Source organism: Paenibacillus sp. sgz302191 (assembly GCF_057749925.1).
Genome location: NZ_JBYLHY010000026.1, coordinates 106,843 through 124,069 on the forward strand (window position 1 = coordinate 106,843; position 17,227 = coordinate 124,069).

Sequence of the window (17,227 nt, forward strand, 5' to 3'; positions counted from 1 at the left end):
ATCGGGGAGGCTACTATGGACAAGTTGATCATTATCGATGGCAACAGCATTGCCAACAGGGCTTTTTACGCCCTTCCGCTGCTCAGCAACTCAAGCGGATTGCACACGAATGCCGTGTACGGCTTCACCACCATGCTGCTGAAGCTGATTGAAGAAGAAAAGCCGACCCACTTTCTCGTAGCGTTTGACGCGGGGAAGGTGACGTTTCGCCATAAAGAATATACCGAGTACAAAGGCGGCAGGGCCAAAACCCCGTCTGAACTTTCCGAGCAGTTTCCGCTCATTAAAGAGCTGCTGCGGGCTTTTCAAATCCCCCAGTTTGAACTGAAGGGCTACGAGGCCGATGACATTATCGGCACGCTGACGCGGATTGCCGACGAGCACGGCGAGAAGGTGCTGCTCGTGTCGGGAGACAAGGATATGCTGCAGCTTGCCTCCGAGCATGTCACCGTCGCGATTACGCGCAAGGGCATCAGCGAGGTCGAGCGCTACAATCCGCAAGAAATTATGGAAAAGTACGGCTTGACGCCGAATCAGATCATCGACCTGAAAGGGCTGATGGGCGACGCCTCGGACAACATTCCCGGCATTCCGGGGGTTGGCGAGAAGACGGCGCTGAAGCTGCTTCACGAATACGGCTCCGTTGAGGAAGTGCTGGCCCATAGCGCCGATATGAAGGGCAAGATGAAGGAAAAGATCGAGGAGCATTCGCAGGATGCGATCATGAGCAAGGAGCTTGCGACGATTTTCCGCGAAGTGCCGATGGCTACGGAATGGGCGGGCTTCCGTTATGAAGGCTACGACGGACAAGCTCTGGCGGGCATGTTCCGCAAGCTGGAATTCAAATCGCTGCTGGAAAAAATGGATTTCTCGGCAAATGCCGGCGAGGCGGAGCAAGCCGAAGAAAGCTTGGAGACGGAAATCGTTACGGCTGACGGACTTGCGGGTCTCATAGCCGCGCTCGGCGATTCGGCCGTCATTCATATAGAAGTGATTGGCGAGAACCCACATCAATCGGATGTGGCCGGGATGGCGGTTTATATGGAACAAAGCGGCAAGCTGGCGTATATGCCTTTCAGCCTGCTGATGAGCGAGGAAGCGGGGCCGGTCAGAGACTGGCTGTCCGACGAGACGAAGAAGAAGCAGTTGTTCGACCAGCACCGTGCGGAGCTGGCGCTGGCCTGGCAGGGAGTCCGCCTCCGCGGGGTGGACTTCGACGTGCTGCTGGCCGCATATTTGCTCGACCCTACGGAGTCGACGCTCACCTTGAGCGGCCTTGCGGGCAAATACGGCCTGCCTGGCATCAAGGCCGATGAAGAGGTGTTCGGCAAAGGCGTGAAGTTTCGCCTGCCGGAGCTTCCTGCGCTTGGCGCGCACCTGTGCCGCAAAGCGGACACGATCCGCCGCGCGGTGCCCGCGCTGCGGGAAGAGCTGGAGAAGAGCGAGATGCACAGCCTCTTCTACGAACTGGAGCTGCCGCTCGCGGGCGTGCTCGCGGAGATGGAGCTGCGCGGCATCGAGGTCGACGCCGACGGCCTAAAGCAGCTCGGCGAGGAACTGGCCGGGCAGCTCGAAGGCATCATGGCCCGCATCTACGAGCTGGCGGCCTGCGAATTCAACATCAATTCGCCGAAGCAGCTTGGCGAGATTTTGTTCGAGAAGCTGGGGCTGCCAGCTTGGAAGAAGACCAAAACCGGCTACTCGACGGACGCCGAGGTGCTGGAAAAGCTTGCGCCCTACCATGAGATCGTAGAGCATATTTTGCACTACCGCTCGCTGGCGAAGCTGCAGTCGACGTACGTCGAAGGGCTGCTTAAAGAGGTGCGGCCGGAGACCGGCAAAGTGCATACGTATTACCGGCAGACGATTGCCGCTACGGGGCGGCTCAGCAGCCAGTACCCGAACCTCCAGAACATTCCGATTCGTATGGAGGAAGGCCGCAAAATCCGCAAAGTATTCGTCCCCTCCGAACCGGGATGGTACATTTTGGCTGCGGATTACTCGCAGATCGAGCTGCGGGTGCTTGCGCACATCTCGCAGGATGAGAAGCTGAAGGAAGCGTTCCTTCAGAACATGGACATTCATACGAAGACGGCGATGGACGTATTCGGCGTGCAGGAGAACGAAGTCGACGCGAACATGCGCCGCCAGGCCAAGGCGGTCAACTTCGGCATCGTCTACGGCATCAGCGATTATGGCCTGTCCCAGAACCTGGACATTACCCGGAAGGAAGCGGCCAGCTTTATCGAGCAATATTTTGCCGTATTCCAGGGGGTTCGCAAATATATGGACGATATCGTGGCAGATGCCCGCAGAGACGGGTATGTCACGACTTTGCTGCAGCGCCGCCGCTATTTGCCGGAAATTGCGGCATCGAACTTCAACCTGCGCTCGTTTGCGGAGCGCACGGCGATGAACTCGCCGATTCAAGGCTCGGCCGCGGACATCATCAAGCTCGCCATGGTGCAGATGGCGGAACGCCTGAAGCACGAGCGGCTGCGCAGCCGCATGCTCCTTCAGGTGCATGACGAACTTGTCTTCGAGGTTCCGGAAGAAGAGCTGGAAACGATGCGCCGGATCGTGCCGGAAGTGATGGCTTCCGCGCTCAAGCTGGACGTGCCGCTTCAGGCAGACGTCGATTTCGGCCTCACCTGGTACGAGGCGAAGTAATTTCGGCAGCCGACCGCTTTGGGCGGGCTGCCCGTGATGGTGGCGCCGGCCGGTGCGGGCGGCCCTGCGGCAAGGCGGCCGGAGACCTCTGTGCCGCCGGCCGCGCAGTCATCTGCGAGGATGCTGCGCGCCAGGCTCGTGGGGCCCGCCAGAAGGCGGAGTTGCCCGTGCGGTGGCGTCGTTCGGAGCGGGCACCCCTGCGGCAAGGCGGCGCCGGTGACCTCTGTGCCGCCGGCGCGTAGTCATCTGCAAGGATGCTGCACGTCAGGCTCACGGGCCTCATAATGCCCGCCAGGCCGAAAAAACTGCGAAAGTGCAGGCTTTTTCCGTGAAAGTGGGTCGTTTTGGTGAAAAGCCTGCAATTGTGCAGGAATTTTGAATGAAAATGAGTCTGGGCCTATATTTTCGATGAAAAACCTGCACTTTTGCAGGAATTTTTCGTTGCCAGCGTATCAACGGGTAAAAAGCTGCACTTTTGCAGGTTTTTTCGCGCTGACAGGCAGAGGTGCTGCTGCTGGCCCGCGGTCCCACCACCGCGCGAGCCGGGTCCTGCCATTGGCTAGCGCCTCTGGCCCGCGCCCGCGGCCCTGCCTTTGGCCTGCGCCGTCGGCTCTCGCCCGCGGCTCTGCCTTTGGCCAGCACCGCCGGCCCCCGCCGGTGGCTCTGCCATTGGCCCGCGCCGCCGGCCCGCGAGCGCGGCCCTGCCTTTGGCCTGTACCGCCGGCCCGCGCCGGTGGCCCTGCCTTTGGCTTTCGCCGCCGGCCCTCGCCCGCGGCCCTGCCTTTGGCCTGCGCCGCCGGCTCTCGCCCGCGGCTCTGCCTTTGGCCCGCACCGCCGGCCCGCGCCCGCGGCCCTGCCTTTAGCTTTCGCCTCTGGCCCTCGCCCGCGGCCCTGCCTTTGGCCTGCGCCGCCGGCCCGCGCCCGCGGCCCATACACCCCGCTCTTGCTTCTGCACGGGCCTATTCTTGTTTTTTTTACCATTGGTACAAAAAAATTATTTTATAGAGGTGAGACCTGGTGCCTGAGCTGCCCGAAGTCGAAACAGTCAAAAGAACGCTGAATATGCTTGTTGCCGGAAAAACGATCGAGCATGTTCAGGTCAGGCTGCCGCGGATTATACAGAAGCCGCAGGACATTCAGATGTTTGAGACGCTGCTGCAGGGTCAAACGATTCAAATTATCGAAAGGCGCGGCAAGTTTTTGCGCTTTGTCTTGGATGATTATGTGCTCGTCTCGCACTTGCGCATGGAAGGCCGCTATGGCTTGTACGCAGGTGATGATCCGCTGGAGCTGCATACTCATGTGCTGTTCCGTTTTACGGACGGCAGCGAGCTGCGGTACAAGGATGTGCGGCAGTTCGGAACGATGCATTTGTTTCCGAGAGGGGAGGAGTTTTCACAGCCTCCGCTGCAGAAGCTGGGCCTGGAGCCTTTGGAGGAATCGTTCACGCCGGAGGCGTTCAGTGAACGTATTTCCAAGCGCTCCACCAAGATTAAGCCGCTGCTGCTCAATCAGGAATGTATCGTCGGAATCGGGAATATATATGTAGACGAGTCTCTCTTTTTGTCGGGCATTCATCCCGAGCGCGAAGCTTCGTCGCTTTCCCGCAAGGAGCTGCTGCTGCTGCATGAGGCCATCGTGCGGACGCTGCGGGATGCGGTCGAAGCAGGCGGTTCGTCGATCAAATCCTATGTGAACGGCCAGGGTGAAATCGGACTGTTCCAGCATCAATTGAACATTTACGGACGGCAGTCCGAACCTTGCAAGGCGTGCGGAAGCGAGATTTACAAAACGGTTGTCGGCGGCAGAGGGACGCATATTTGTCCGACATGCCAGCCCCTGAAGCAGAAGAGAGTCCCAAAGAAATCCGGTAAATAGGCACGAGTCGCCACCCCCTCCCATATGATAAGAAGAATGTAACCTGGGAAAGAAGTTAATCCTATGGAAAACTCTTAGGAGGGGTATTATGCTTCCTGTGATTTCTTTGCTTATTCTTGCTTTTGCGGTCAGCTTGGACGGTTTTGGCGTCGGTGCGATGTACGGTTTGCGTAAAATTCGGATTCCGCTTCTTTCCATCGGCATTATTTCGCTTTGGTCGGGCATTATTATTTTCAGCTCGATGCAAATCGGCGTGCTCCTGTCTTCGTTTTTGAGTCCGGAGGCAGCGAAGCGGATCGGCGCCGCCATCCTGATCGGTATCGGCATCTGGGCGTTTGCGCAGGTGCTGCAAAATAAGTCTCAGGAAGCGCAAGAGCCGGAGATTTCTTTGAGGCAGCTCCCGGCCGAACCGCAGGGCGGGGATACGCTGCAAAAGACAAAAGAGATTTTAAACCTCGAATTGAAACGGTTTGGACTTGTTATTCAAATTTTACGGACGCCTTCCATCGCGGATGTAGATAAATCGGGCAATATTTCCGCGTCCGAAGCGACGCTGCTCGGGCTGGCGCTATCGCTCGACGCATTCGGAGCAGGGATCGGGGCGGCTCTTATCGGGTTTGCGCCATTACTTACGGCGGCTGTCATCGCTTTGGCGAGCGGAATATTTATTGCGACCGGACTTCGCATCGGGTTTCGCTATGCGGAGATCAACTGGATGAGGAAGCTGTCGATTCTTCCGGCATGCGTGCTTGTATTGATGGGAATCATGAAAATGTTCTAATGGCAAGGAGTTTTTCGGATGAATATCGGGTTAACAGGAGGAATCGCTTGCGGCAAAAGTACGGTTAGCGCCATGCTCGTCCGCCGCGGCGCCATATTGATTGATGCGGACAAAATCGCCCGCGATGTTGTGGAGCCTGGCAGCCCGGTTCTTGCCAGGGTTGCGGAGCAGTTCGGACAAGCCGTTATTCAGCCGGACGGATCTTTGAACCGCAAAAAGCTGGGCGAGATCGTTTTCGCGGACAAAGATGCGCGCAAGCTGTTGGAGAGCTTGCTGCATCCCGCGATTCGCGCGCAGTTGCTCGAGCAAAGAGAGACGGCCGAGCGGGAGCATCCGGACAAGTTGGTCGTTGTCGATGTGCCGCTGCTGTATGAATCCGGTTATGAACATATGTATCAAGAGATTATGGTCGTCTATGTGCCCCACGAAGTGCAGCGGGAACGGCTGATCCGGCGCGACGGGCTCTCGGAAGCCGAGGCCGACAGGAGGCTTGATGCGCAAATGCCGATCGAAATCAAGCGCGAGCGCGCCGATATCCTCGTTGACAACAGCGGATCTTTGGAGGAAACGGAGCGGCAGATTCGCGAATTTTGGTTAAGAAAGGGGCTTACATGACATTTTTTCGGAAAAAGCGCGCTTTCGCTCTTCTGCTGATTTGTTTTGTTATGCTCCTCTTTATGAACAGTTCTTTTATCGGCCGCAAGCTGTACCCGATTTATTACGAGAAGGAAATTCGACAAAGCGCGGCGAATCATCATACAGATCCTTTTCTCATTGCGGCGATCATTCGGGTCGAGACGAACTACAAGCATCATCTGGAATCGAGCAAAGGGGCGATCGGCCTCATGCAGCTTATGCCGGACACGGCGGCTTGGATCGTCGAGTCCGCGAATATGGGCTCTTTTTCACAAGAAGATTTGCTGCAGGCGGACATTAACATCAATCTCGGAGCTTGGTACATCAGTTGGCTGATGAAGCATTATGACGGCAATTTGCCGTACGCCATAGCCGCATACAATGCAGGCCAGGGCAATGTCAACCAATGGAAAAGAAACGAGGTTTGGGACGGCACGGAAGCGAATATCAGCCGGATACCTTTTGGGGAAACGCGTCATTATGTGCAGCGGGTGCTGTATTACTATGAGAAGTACAAAAAACTTTACACCGAGCAGTGGATCGAAAATGCTTTATCCGCTTTAGCGGCGGGCAATCCGGGCTCACTCAAAGATTTTTGATGAAAAAAGAAAGAAGCATTGAACCCGCTCCATCGAAGGAGCAATGATTCAATACTTCTCGCGGGACGTTAGCCTTTATTCAAGGGTTACTTGAATTGACCGGCTAATTGCTGCTCTGCGATTTGTACCAGGCGACGAGTAATGTGACCCCCGATGGCACCAGTATCACGAGTCGCCATGTTGCCGTAGTAGCCATCTTGCGGGATGGCGATACCCAGCTCTTGAGCAACTTCGTATTTCAACTGATCCAGCGCGGCATTTGCTTGAGGAACGACTAGAACATTGCTGCTGCGAGATTGTCCTGCACCCATGTTGTTCACCTCCTTGTCGTTGGTAATCCTATTATGTGCGTTTCGCTCCTGTTCATGACAAGTAACATATGGTAATTGACGTTCAAAAGAAAGGAGAGTTAAGAGGCCAGTGAGATGCCCATTCTGTGACTACAACGGTACGAAAGTGCTCGACTCCAGATCCGCCAACGAAAATAAATCGATCCGCCGCCGCCGGGAATGCGAGAAATGCATGAGACGGTTTACGACGTTCGAAATGGTAGAGGAAACCCCGCTGATCGTCATCAAGAAGGACGGCAGCAGAGAAGAGTTCAGCCGGGAAAAAATGTTGAGAGGCCTGATCCGGGCCTGCGAGAAGAGACCTGTTTCCATGGAGAGGCTGGAAGTTATCGTCTCGGAAGTAGAGATGCAGCTTCGCAACACCGCACATGCGGAAGTGGACAGCCGGGCTATCGGCGAACTTGTCATGGAGCAGTTGTACCCGGTCGACGAAGTGGCGTACATTCGGTTCGCTTCCGTCTATCGCCAGTTCAAAGATATCAATATGTTTTTAAAAGAATTGACAGAAATATTAGGCAAGCATGAAGGCGGATTTATTCCCAAAAAATAAGCAAAGCCGTCGCGGTTCTTCTTGACGAAGAGCTGACGACGGTTTTATTTTGTTTCCTTGAACGGAACTATTTGGAATTGGGCACGTACATATTGATGGGCTTTGCAAAATATTCAAATTTTGGGAGAGTGATGTTGTTGAATGCACGTCCAAAAATAAATGGGATGACCGGCAAGCTTGCCGTATTATCCGTTTTGAGCATGAGTCTGCTGCCGCTGCCGGCTTTTGCAGGCGAAAGCGTAACCGTCGAAGTGCAGGGCATGTCCGCCGCGGTTCCGATTGCCGATACCGTTCAGGTGCCGCCGGTCAAACAGGCGGAGGCCAAAATTACGCAGGAAGAAGCGGTAGCGAAAGTCAAGGCTTTATTTCCCAGACTTAAGGATGCCCGGGCAGCCCAGGTGCAGTTGGGAGATACGAATACATATCCTCCTCAATATCAAAATGTCTGGACGATCAACTGGGAGTTCAGCACCGGTTCTAACAGCAGTTACGGTTTGACGAGCAAGCTTGATTCCATTACCGGCGAATTGCTGCAAACCAGCTTTTATTTCCAGGCCGCCGACGGCGAGGCGTACTATCCGCCGAAAAAGACCGAAGCGGAAGCCCTCGAATCGGCAAAAGATTTTATCCGCAAGGCAGCGCCTTCGATCGGGTCCGACAGCTTGAAGCTTGAACAACAGCCGAGAATAAGGGAAGATGCGCTTTTTGGTCCTGTTCAATATTATTTTACGTTCACTCCTTTCATAGACGGCCTCGCAAGCGGGGACAATATTTCCGTGACCGTAGACGGCAACGGGGAAGTTACGGGTTATTACCGAACCAAAGCGTCGGAACAATATCCGTCTTCGAAGCCGGCTGTCAGCCAGGATGAAGCGCTTAAAAAATACGAATCGAGCGTTCATTTGAATTTGCAGTATGTTCCGTTGTATAAACCATACGCCAGAGAAAAAAGCTGGTTTCTCGGCTGGGCTCCTTTGCGCGGCGATGTGAGCATCGATGCGCAAACCGGCAAACTGCTGGATGAAACGGGCAAAGACCTGAAATCGGACATTGAGCAGCTTTCTGATGTCGGCAAGACGGATCAAGTTTTTGTTCCGACAGGGGGGAAAGGAGACGGCCAACTGCTGACGGCCGAGCAGGCAGCCGGGCTCGCGGAGCGATTGGAAGCCATTCCGGCGGATCGGAAGCTGATCGGAAAGGAATTAAATGCCTATTGGGAAAATAACCGGCAGGTGTGGAACTTGAGCTGGTCCAATCAAACGCCTTCTTTTGGCGGGTATGAAAAGCAATCCACAGCCGTCGTTGATGCGAAAACGGGGCGAATTCTCGATTTTCAGGCAGACGGATTCGGGTATGGGTCCCCATTGGTGAATGAAGCGTCAAGAGAGGGGCAAAAGCAGGAAGCGATTGCGCAAAAGGCGGCGGACGGGAAGGCGCTGGCTCTCATTAATCAATTGTATCCGAATGCGGCCGAGGAACTCAAATTGATGTCGGCGGATTCCCCGGCCAATGGCGGGAACGGTTTGTTCGTGTACCGCTATCAGCGTATATTCAAGGGGCTTCCGGTCAGCGGCGATACGACTTCGATCACGTTGAACGCGCAAGGCGCACTGAAAAGCTATCACAGTACCCGCGAGGAAGATCTGGATGCGAAAGTGTCCTCGCTGGAGGCGGCTACAACAAAAGAAGAAGCTTTCAAAATATTTATGAAAGGCACGGCTCCGGTGCTGCAATACCACAAGTTCGGCGGCTTTTATTCGGGAACTACAGGGTATGCGGAACCGGTGCTTAAGCTAGTTTATCAGCAAAACTACAAGGACAGCACGCAGGCCGGATTTATAATCGATGCCGTTACCGGCAAATGGCGGGAAACTTTCCAGCTATCCGGCGAAGGCGGCGGAAATGTGCCGGCGCTGCCTGCCGATATCGCAGGACATTGGGCGCAAAAAGATTTGGAGTCGCTTGTTCAGCACTCCATTTTGAAGGCCGATTCCGAAGGCAAGCTGCATCCGGATGAGGCCATTACGCTCGGCGACTGGCTGCAGATGACCGCGAAAGCGCTGAATCCGCATTATGAGGATTCGATTTTTTACGCGAACAACGGCACGCAGCCGCAGCTGCATTTTGAGGATGTGGACAAAGAAAATGCTTATTATGCGGCCGCCCAGTTTTATATTCAATCTCAGTGGCTCGATCCCCGCAAAACCCCGCGGCTGGAGCCGGGCAGCATGCTGACGAGGGAAAAGCTGGCCGCTCTGCTTGTCAAGTTCCTCAAATACGACAAGCTGGCCGCGCAGCTGCAAAACAATGCGAAGCTCGGCTATGAAGATGCCGACCTCATTGCGGAGAAGGGCGCCGTTGCTCTCGCCGCCCAACTCGGATTGCTGGACGGCATCGACGGCAAGCTCGATCCGCAGGGCACTGTGACGAAGGCGCAAGCGGCGACTGTGCTCATGAGAGTCGTATACTTGCAAGGAAAACTGGACCAGAGGATCGGTATACAATAATATGATCCAACTGCCTGAACATTTCAGCCGCACGATCATTGGCGTCCATAAGGAAAAAGGCGAGCAGTGGCTGGACGATTTCAATGAACTGATCGCTTCCATTGAAGCCAAATGGTCGCTGCGGGTGCTTCCTTCCTATTCGCTCAGCTATAACTTCGTCGCTCCGGTCGTATATAGCGGAGGGGAAGAGGCCGTTTTGAAGCTTGGAGTCCCTTCCAAAGATACGGCTGCGGAAATTATGGCGCTCACGTGCTTGGAAGGCCGCGGAATGGTCAAACTCCTCCATGCCGATGCCGATATGGGATTGATTTTGTTGGAAAGGCTGAAGCCGGGGAACACGTTAAAATCCGTAGCGGATGACGAAACGGCGGTGCTGATTGCCGCATCGGTGATGAAAAAACTGCGGGCGGCCCCGCCGGCGGAGCCGGCTTTTCCGACTGTGGCGGGATGGTTTCAAGGCTTTGAGCGGCTGCGAAAGCATTTTAACGGCGGAACCGGGCCTTTCCCGAAGGCAATGATAGAGAAGGCGGAGCTGCTGCTTTCCCGGCTGCAGTCCGCTCCCGGCAAACAGTACCTGCTCCATGGCGACCTGCATCATGAGAATATACTATCCGCCGAACGCGAACCTTGGCTGGCCATTGACCCCAAGGGAGTGATTGGCGAACCTGAGTATGAAATAATCCCTTTTTTAATGAACCATGTGCCGCCGGAGCAAGCTTTACAAGCTACCGAACGCAGAATCGACCTGTTTGTTGAGCAATTGGATCTGAACAAGGAAAGGGTGCTTGTCTGGGCATACTGTCACGCGCTCCTTGCCGCCTGGTGGCATATTGAAAGCGACAGCGGAGGGGAAGAGGCCTGTATTCGCCAAGCGGAACGATTCGATCTTTTATTAAGGAGCTGAGCCGCCGGGGTCATTCGCAGCATCCTTCGGGACGGATTGGAAAGCCTGAAGATATTGCCAGAGCCTGCTTGTGCCTGACCGACCCGGGCAACGATTTCGTTACGGGAATCAACCTGGTAATCGATGACGGGATGATGCGGAAGATGATTTATGAGGAATAAACAAATATCCCGTTATATTTTTCGGGTTTTGGCAAGCGTAGATTCGATAAACACCGGGTCTGGCGTCATGAAAGAGGTATCGCGCAATTTTCTTACGCCAACCGGACGTTTTTGCAAGACATGTTTTTTTGCCATCAAAAGACGGTGGTGCCGGCATTGTGCAATGGCCCTTTCCTAATGAGCGCCTGTCCCGGCGCGGGTTGTAGTACTGCACGGCGGGTAGTTATTCGGCGGATTGGCAGGCTGGTCGGGGGTGAAAAACCTGCAAAAGTACAGGAATTTTTGCTGAAAGTGAGTCTGCGTCCATGTATTCGGTGAAAAGCCTGCACTTTTGCAGGAATTGTTCGTGGCGAATGATCAAGGACGCAAATTCATGTATTTTTGCAGGTTTTCATTGCCGGTCATCCATTTCCGATGGATGTAGTCGTTAGTCACCCGCAGGGTGATTTTTTTGTTTGCATAATTTCGGGCTGTATGGAAAAAATGGAAATCATACTGATGCCGGAGGTACCGTTGATGAACAGCGATCCGCAAACAGAGAATGCGACAGCCTTGTATACGGAACTAGAGCGGAATACGATGCATATACAACGGCAATTCGGGTACAGTGAGGACTTGATCATCAAAGAATTGACGTCTGCCGAAGGTTGGCGATTGGCGCTGCTGTTTATGGACGGATTGGTTGACAACCAGATTGTGAACCAGTCCATTATCGAACCGATTCTTTCCAAAGACCGGCGGACGGCCGATCCGGATTTGTACAATGAATGCGCCAACCCGCTGATCTTTTTGAAAGAAGCGGTGCTTACGGCGGGCGATGTTTGCTTGTTGGACGATGAGTCCAATCTCTACACCAGTCTGCTGTCGGGCGGGGCGATCCTTTTGACCGACGGTTTTGCGGAAGGGCTTCAAATCGGCGCTGCCGGCTGGGAAGGCCGCAATGTAAGCGAGCCTACCTCCCAAGGAGTCGTCAGAGGCCCGATGGAGGCTTTTACCGAAAATATCCGCAACAACACGGCGATGATTCGCCGCCGAATCAAAGACCCGCGGCTTTGGCATCACAATTTTCAAATCGGGACAGTAACCAAAACGAGCGTTGCGGTTATGTATATCAAACATATCGCCGACGACGCGGTCGTCAAGGAAGTTTTCAGCAGGCTGGACAAGATTAAGATCGACGGAGTTTTGGAAAGCGGGTATATCGAAGAATTTATTCAGGACAAAACTTATACTCCGTTTCCGACCGTTTACAACACCGAGCGTCCGGATACGATTGCGGCGGGGCTGTTGGAAGGAAGAATTGCGATTCTGGTCGACGGCACCCCTTTCGTGCTGCTCATTCCGGCTTTGTTCGTGCAATTTTTCCAGTCGGCCGAAGATTATTATCAGCGTTTCGACATCAGCAGCTTGCTGCGGGTCATCCGCTTTTTGTCTTTTTTTATAGCGCTGCTTGCTCCTTCGCTCTATATTGCGGTTACGACATTTCATCAGGAAATGCTTCCGACCAATTTGCTTATCAATTTATCCGCACAGCGGGAAGGCGTGCCGTTTCCGGCGTTTATCGAAGCGATGCTGATGGAAGTAACGTTCGAAATTTTGCGCGAAGCGGGGGTGCGCATCCCCAAAACGGTAGGACAGGCGGTTTCCATCGTAGGCACGCTGGTTATCGGCCAAGCTGCCGTCGAGGCCGGCATCGTCTCTGCCGCCATGGTCATAATTGTCGCTATCACGGCCATTTCCAGCTTCGTCCTGCCTTCCGTCAGCCTGACGATCGCCGTCCGAATGATTCGCTTTGTTTTGATGGGATTGGCCGCGTCGTTCGGCTTATTTGGCATTCTGATCGGACTTATTGCGCTCGTGCTTCATTTGACGACTCTGCGCTCGTTCGGCGTTCCGTACATGAGCTCCTTCGCTCCGTTTTCCCTGCATGAACAGAAGGATACGCTGTTCCGGGTGCCTTGGAGGCATATGATCAGAAGGCCTTTATCGATCTCCGGCCGGGATACGGTCCGCCAGGATAGCGACGACGAACATAACAACTGAAGCGGGGAAAGCTGCTATGAAAAAAGCGGGTGCAACTTTTCTGATCCTGATCCTGCTCTTGACCGTGACAACGGGATGCTGGAACCGGCGCGAGTTGAACGAACTGGCGATCCAGATGGGGACGGCCATCGACAAGGTGGGAGATCAATACCAGATCTCCATTCAGGTCGTCATTCCCGGCGAAATGCTTGCCAGAACGGGAAGCGGCCGATCGCCGGTTACGATGTACAAAGCGACGGCGCCGACAGTGTTCGAAGCTTTCCGCAAGCTGACCGAGACGAGTCCGCGCAAAATATACTCCGGCCACATACGGGTATTGATTTTGGGCGAGTCCGTGGCCCGGGAAGGCATCAGCAGCACGCTCGATCTGCTGTACCGCAATCCCGAAGCGAGAACCGACTTTTATATTATGGTCGCGCGCCAGGTTCCGGCTGAAGACGTGCTGAAAATTTTAACACCTTTGGAAAAAATTCCGGCTCACAGTTTGTTTTACTCGCTGGATACGTCAGCCAAAGCCTGGTCGCCTACAACTACCGTGACGATGGATCAGCTCGTGGATCAGCTGGTTACCGAGGGACTGAATCCGGTATTGAGCGGGGTCCGGGTGCTCGGAAATCAAAAGGAAGGCGAGAAGAAGAAAAATACGGAGGAAATCGAGCCTTCCGCGATATTGCGCTACGCCGGGCTGGCGGTTTTTTATAAAGACCGTATGATCGGCTGGCTGAGCGAGGAAGAAGGCAGGGGCTATAACTATATTATGAACAACGTAACGAGTTCGGTAGGCAATCTGGAATGCCCGAACGGGGGCAAGCTGGTGCTTGAAACGGTAAGTTCCAAAACCGACATCAAGGGCAGTGTCGTGAGCGGCAAGCCTGTCATTACGATCAAGGTGCTCAATGTTTCCAGTATCGGCGAGGCGGAATGTCAAATCGATCTGACCGATCCGCAAACGATCAACGAGCTGCAGAAGGTTAACGAGCAGCATCTTACCGAGCTTATGCAAACGACAGTCGCCCATGTCCGGCAAAAATTCGATGTGGACATTTTCGGCTTCGGACATGCGATTTACAGGGCTGACCCGAAAGCGTGGGAACGGATGAAAGACGACTGGAACACCTATTTCGAAAACCTGGAAATCAAATACGATGTCGAAGTGATCATCCGCCGGATCGGCATTACCAACAATCCTGTCAAAAACGATCTTAAGGAGTAACAAGCATGCTCGGTATAGCGATCGTCATGATGGCGGCAGCCGCGGCGGCCTTTATCGAGCTGCCGGCTTTAATCCGAAAAGGCTGGTTAAAGGAAGCCGTTCTCTTTTCCATCATCCTGCTTGCAGGCGTATGGACCGGCATTGTCACCGTCAAGCAAATTATGCTGCCAAGCCCCTTAAACTTCCTTCATACGATATACAAGCCGATCAACGATTGGTTGAGTCATTTTTTCGTTTCATAAGGGGGTTATATATTGCCGAAAAAAGAGCAAATCGGAACGAAACAATTGTCCGTTCTCGTTATTTTGTACGTTATCGGGGATATGCTGCTGTTTTTGCCGAGCAATGCGACCATTTACGCCAAGCAGGATGCCTGGATTTCCGCATTAATCAGCCTGCCTATCGGAGTTGCCGTGGCGTGGGGTATCTTTGCAGTCAGCCAAAGGTTCAGAGGCCTTACGATGGTGGAGTTCAACAGGCTTGTGCTGGGCAAATGGGCGGGAGGCGCGGTGACGCTCATCTACCTGATGTTTCTCTTGATGGCGCTGACCGTTCAGATTCGGGAAATCGGCGATTTTATTACCGCGCAAATGATGACGGAAACCCCGATGCGGATCATCAATCTGCTGATGGTACTCATCGTTATTATGGCGGTTCGCGGCGGACTGGAGACGATAACGCGAACCTCCGAAGTCTTTTTTATCCTCTTTGCCGTTTTGTTCGTCGCTCTCATCGTTTTGCTGCTGCCCCAGTCTGATCCGAAAAAGCTGGAGCCTTTTTTTGGACAAGGTCCATTCCGCATAACGCAAGGCGTTTTGTTTTTTGTATCGTTTCCGTTTTGCGAATTGGTTACGTTCTGGATGATATTCCCAAGCGTCAAACAGAGCAAGCATACTTTGCGGGATTATTTGCTCGGCGTCTTTTTGGCCGGTCTCGCCATTTTTTCCATTACGCTCGTCTCCCTGCTGGTGCTCGGCCACTATTTGTTGACGAATCAAGTTTATGCGACTTATACGCTGGCCAAAAAAATCAATGCCGGACATTTTCTCGAAAGGGTGGAAGCGATTCTCGCCATTAACTGGATATTATCGACTTATTTCCGGTCAGTCGTGAACACATACGCTTTTACAGTCGGGGTTGCGCAGCTGTTCAATTTGCGGGATTTTCGGGTTTTAACGGTGCCGCTCGGTCTGTTTTTATTCGGCTTCGCCTTTATGATCACCCCGAATATCATCGCTTTCAACGCTGTCAATCCATACTGGGTGACTTGGGATTTTACTTTGTTTCCGGTAATTCCGGCGATCGTTCTTTTCGTGCATGCGATCAAGCAAAAATACCATAGACGGAATTGAAAAAATGGCATTTCCGGCACCTGAAGTGTGCGGCCCCGGTATTTTTGCTTGATTTTTCGCAAATCACCACGTTTCCAGCGTGTAGGCCATTTCCCAAAAAGCCAGCTCATAGCGGCTGGAAATGACAAAATGCCGTTCCATCCGCACGCGCTCGCCTTCCGTAACCCGTTCTGCGATGGCGTCAAGACGGTCAATCTGTTCCTGCACAAGCGTGCGGAACCAGTCGCTGCCGTATGCGCCGACCCATTCCTCATAAATCGGATGGCCCGGTTTGGCATCCTTAAACCGCTCCCCGATATCCTGGTACAGCCAGTAGCAAGGCAGGATGGCGGCCAAAATGTCCCCGAGATGCCCTTCGTACCCGGCGCGCAGCAGATGCGACGTGTAGGCGTAGGCGGTTGGCGCCGGCTCGAAGCGGGCTCTCTCGGCTTCCGTAATGTTAAGCAGGGCGCTGAATTTCTCATGCAGCCCGAGCTCCGCCCGATACGTCGATACCGCATGCTCGGCCATCCGCCCGCTCGTATACAGGTCGGCCGCTTTGGCCGCGCCGAGCGCCTGCACTTTGCCGAATTGCGACAAGTAATACGAGTCTTGGAGCACGTAATATTTGAAGCATTCCAGCGGAAGCGTTCCGTCTGCAAGCCGCGTCACGAAAGGGTGACGGAAGCTGGCTTCCCAGCTTTCGTCCGCCGCAAGGCGAATCCGTTCGGAAAATAATGTCATCGTCCGTACCTCCAGTTAAACAAGTTCAAAGCGCGCATATTTGTCCAGGTCTTCTGCGGAAACTTGCGCCAAGGCGTTCAGCAATTCGATCTGGAAGCTTCCCGGACCTTCGGAGCCTTTGTTTTTTACGGCGATTTCCGCAGCTACGCCATAGGTGACGAGAGCTGCAGCCGAAGCTTTCACCGGGTCGGCTTCAACGGCCAAAAAGGCGCCGATCACGGACGTCAGCAAGCAGCCTGTTCCGGTTACTCTTGTGAGAATCGCATCGCCATTGCGGCAGATGTACGTTGTTTGCCCGTCGGAGACGACGTCGTCTTTCCCGGTAACGGCAACCGTCGTGCCGAGCTGCTGCGCCGCGGCGACAGCCAACTGCATCGCGTCGCCGCCGCTTTCTCCGGCATCGACGCCTTTGATTTGCGCGTCGCGGCCGATCACCTGCGCGACTTCCGCCGCATTGCCGCGCAGCACGGCGACGTTGACCTCGGCCATGATCGCTCTGGCCGTAGCTGTGCGGTAAGCGGTAGCGCCGGCGCCGACCGGGTCAAAAGCGACCGGCACGCCGTGCGCATTGGCGGATTTGCCGGCGAGCTTCATCGCGCGCACTTCCGCAGCGTTTAAAGTGCCGATGTTGAGAACGAGGGCCCCGGCAATGCCGGCCATTTCGGCGACTTCCTCCTCGGCATAGGCCATGACCGGCGAAGCGCCCAAAGCGAGCAGCCCGTTGGCTGTGAAATTGGTGACGACAACATTAGTAATATTGTGAACGAGGGGTTTTGCCGCTCTCACCCGATCCAACATTGCGGCGATTTGCTGTACGTTCATGAAATGAAGCACTCCTTTGAGTATAAAATAAAAAAACA

Annotated in this window: 15 protein-coding genes and 1 pseudogene; 13 read left to right on the forward strand and 3 right to left on the reverse strand. The window is 54.2% G+C overall.

Going from position 1 to position 17,227, the window contains the following annotated elements:
- Positions 1-15 precede the first annotated feature (15 nt).
- The 5 genes from polA (at position 16) to AC3G2T_RS29010 (ending at position 6,564) form a co-directional block, all read left to right on the forward strand.
- Positions 16-2,670, forward strand: coding sequence for a DNA polymerase I (gene polA, locus AC3G2T_RS28990; protein ID WP_488437745.1), 2,655 nt, complete (start codon positions 16-18; stop codon positions 2,668-2,670).
- Between the two features lie 1,017 nt (positions 2,671-3,687).
- Complete coding sequence (gene mutM, locus AC3G2T_RS28995; protein ID WP_488437746.1) at positions 3,688-4,548, forward strand: DNA-formamidopyrimidine glycosylase; 861 nt, start codon at positions 3,688-3,690, stop codon at positions 4,546-4,548.
- 88 nt (positions 4,549-4,636) lie between these two features.
- Positions 4,637-5,329: a sporulation membrane protein YtaF gene (ytaF, locus tag AC3G2T_RS29000; protein WP_474679661.1), complete on the forward strand. Its 693-nt coding sequence runs from the start codon at positions 4,637-4,639 to the stop codon at positions 5,327-5,329.
- A gap of 18 nt (positions 5,330-5,347) precedes the next feature.
- Complete coding sequence (coaE, locus tag AC3G2T_RS29005) at positions 5,348-5,944, forward strand: dephospho-CoA kinase (protein ID WP_474679660.1); 597 nt, start codon at positions 5,348-5,350, stop codon at positions 5,942-5,944.
- On the forward strand, positions 5,941-6,564 hold the full coding sequence (locus AC3G2T_RS29010; RefSeq protein WP_474679659.1) for a lytic transglycosylase domain-containing protein: 624 nt from the start codon (positions 5,941-5,943) through the stop codon (positions 6,562-6,564). Before coaE ends, AC3G2T_RS29010 begins: the two co-directional genes overlap by 4 nt.
- Positions 6,565-6,650: 86 nt before the next feature.
- Here AC3G2T_RS29010 and AC3G2T_RS29015 read toward each other — a convergent pair whose 3' ends face one another.
- Positions 6,651-6,875, reverse strand: a complete 225-nt coding sequence (locus tag AC3G2T_RS29015; protein WP_054797454.1) for an alpha/beta-type small acid-soluble spore protein — start codon at positions 6,873-6,875, stop codon at positions 6,651-6,653.
- A gap of 109 nt (positions 6,876-6,984) precedes the next feature.
- On the opposite strand from AC3G2T_RS29015, the gene nrdR reads away from it, so the two are divergent.
- The 8 genes and pseudogenes from nrdR to AC3G2T_RS29055 all read left to right on the forward strand — a co-directional run bounded on the left by nrdR (position 6,985) and on the right by AC3G2T_RS29055 (position 15,644).
- Positions 6,985-7,464, forward strand: a complete 480-nt coding sequence (gene nrdR, locus AC3G2T_RS29020) for a transcriptional regulator NrdR (RefSeq protein WP_474679658.1) — start codon at positions 6,985-6,987, stop codon at positions 7,462-7,464.
- A gap of 137 nt (positions 7,465-7,601) precedes the next feature.
- Entirely contained in the window at positions 7,602-9,971 is a 2,370-nt protein-coding gene (locus AC3G2T_RS29025; RefSeq protein ID WP_488437747.1) for a YcdB/YcdC domain-containing protein, read from the forward strand.
- A gap of 1 nt (position 9,972) precedes the next feature.
- Positions 9,973-10,875, forward strand: a complete 903-nt coding sequence (locus AC3G2T_RS29030; RefSeq protein ID WP_488437748.1) for an aminoglycoside phosphotransferase family protein — start codon at positions 9,973-9,975, stop codon at positions 10,873-10,875.
- Positions 10,876-10,886: 11 nt separating this feature from the next.
- Positions 10,887-11,036: pseudogene (locus AC3G2T_RS29035) on the forward strand (SDR family oxidoreductase); the annotation flags it as partial.
- Between the two features lie 516 nt (positions 11,037-11,552).
- The gene (locus tag AC3G2T_RS29040; RefSeq protein ID WP_488437749.1) at positions 11,553-13,079 is read left to right on the forward strand and encodes a spore germination protein; all 1,527 of its coding nucleotides are present in this window, start codon (positions 11,553-11,555) and stop codon (positions 13,077-13,079) included.
- A 16-nt stretch (positions 13,080-13,095) separates the two neighbouring features.
- Complete coding sequence (locus AC3G2T_RS29045) at positions 13,096-14,292, forward strand: Ger(x)C family spore germination protein (protein ID WP_474679653.1); 1,197 nt, start codon at positions 13,096-13,098, stop codon at positions 14,290-14,292.
- A gap of 5 nt (positions 14,293-14,297) precedes the next feature.
- Complete coding sequence (locus AC3G2T_RS29050; RefSeq protein WP_488437750.1) at positions 14,298-14,534, forward strand: hypothetical protein; 237 nt, start codon at positions 14,298-14,300, stop codon at positions 14,532-14,534.
- A 12-nt stretch (positions 14,535-14,546) separates the two neighbouring features.
- The gene (locus AC3G2T_RS29055; RefSeq protein ID WP_488437751.1) at positions 14,547-15,644 is read left to right on the forward strand and encodes a GerAB/ArcD/ProY family transporter; all 1,098 of its coding nucleotides are present in this window, start codon (positions 14,547-14,549) and stop codon (positions 15,642-15,644) included.
- A 63-nt stretch (positions 15,645-15,707) separates the two neighbouring features.
- Here the strand turns inward: AC3G2T_RS29055 and tenA are convergent, their stop codons facing one another.
- Both tenA and thiM read right to left on the reverse strand, forming a co-directional pair.
- Entirely contained in the window at positions 15,708-16,367 is a 660-nt protein-coding gene (gene tenA / locus AC3G2T_RS29060; protein ID WP_488437752.1) for a thiaminase II, read from the reverse strand.
- A 15-nt stretch (positions 16,368-16,382) separates the two neighbouring features.
- Positions 16,383-17,189, reverse strand: coding sequence for a hydroxyethylthiazole kinase (thiM, locus tag AC3G2T_RS29065; RefSeq protein ID WP_488437753.1), 807 nt, complete (start codon positions 17,187-17,189; stop codon positions 16,383-16,385).
- Positions 17,190-17,227: the final 38 nt, after the last annotated feature.

Bases quoted from the DNA above. Each gene is read 5' to 3' on its own strand.
- polA (WP_488437745.1), top strand. From the start codon at position 16: ATGGACAAGTTGATCATTATCGATGGCAACAGCATTGCCAACAGGGCT.
- ytaF (WP_474679661.1), top strand. From the start codon at position 4,637: ATGCTTCCTGTGATTTCTTTGCTTATTCTTGCTTTTGCGGTCAGCTTG.
- coaE (WP_474679660.1), top strand. From the start codon at position 5,348: ATGAATATCGGGTTAACAGGAGGAATCGCTTGCGGCAAAAGTACGGTT.
- AC3G2T_RS29010 (WP_474679659.1), top strand. From the start codon at position 5,941: ATGACATTTTTTCGGAAAAAGCGCGCTTTCGCTCTTCTGCTGATTTGT.
- AC3G2T_RS29015 (WP_054797454.1), bottom strand. From the start codon at position 6,875: ATGGGTGCAGGACAATCTCGCAGCAGCAATGTTCTAGTCGTTCCTCAA.
- AC3G2T_RS29030 (WP_488437748.1), top strand. From the start codon at position 9,973: ATGATCCAACTGCCTGAACATTTCAGCCGCACGATCATTGGCGTCCAT.
- AC3G2T_RS29040 (WP_488437749.1), top strand. From the start codon at position 11,553: ATGAACAGCGATCCGCAAACAGAGAATGCGACAGCCTTGTATACGGAA.
- AC3G2T_RS29045 (WP_474679653.1), top strand. From the start codon at position 13,096: ATGAAAAAAGCGGGTGCAACTTTTCTGATCCTGATCCTGCTCTTGACC.
- AC3G2T_RS29050 (WP_488437750.1), top strand. From the start codon at position 14,298: ATGCTCGGTATAGCGATCGTCATGATGGCGGCAGCCGCGGCGGCCTTT.
- tenA (WP_488437752.1), bottom strand. From the start codon at position 16,367: ATGACATTATTTTCCGAACGGATTCGCCTTGCGGCGGACGAAAGCTGG.
- thiM (WP_488437753.1), bottom strand. From the start codon at position 17,189: ATGAACGTACAGCAAATCGCCGCAATGTTGGATCGGGTGAGAGCGGCA.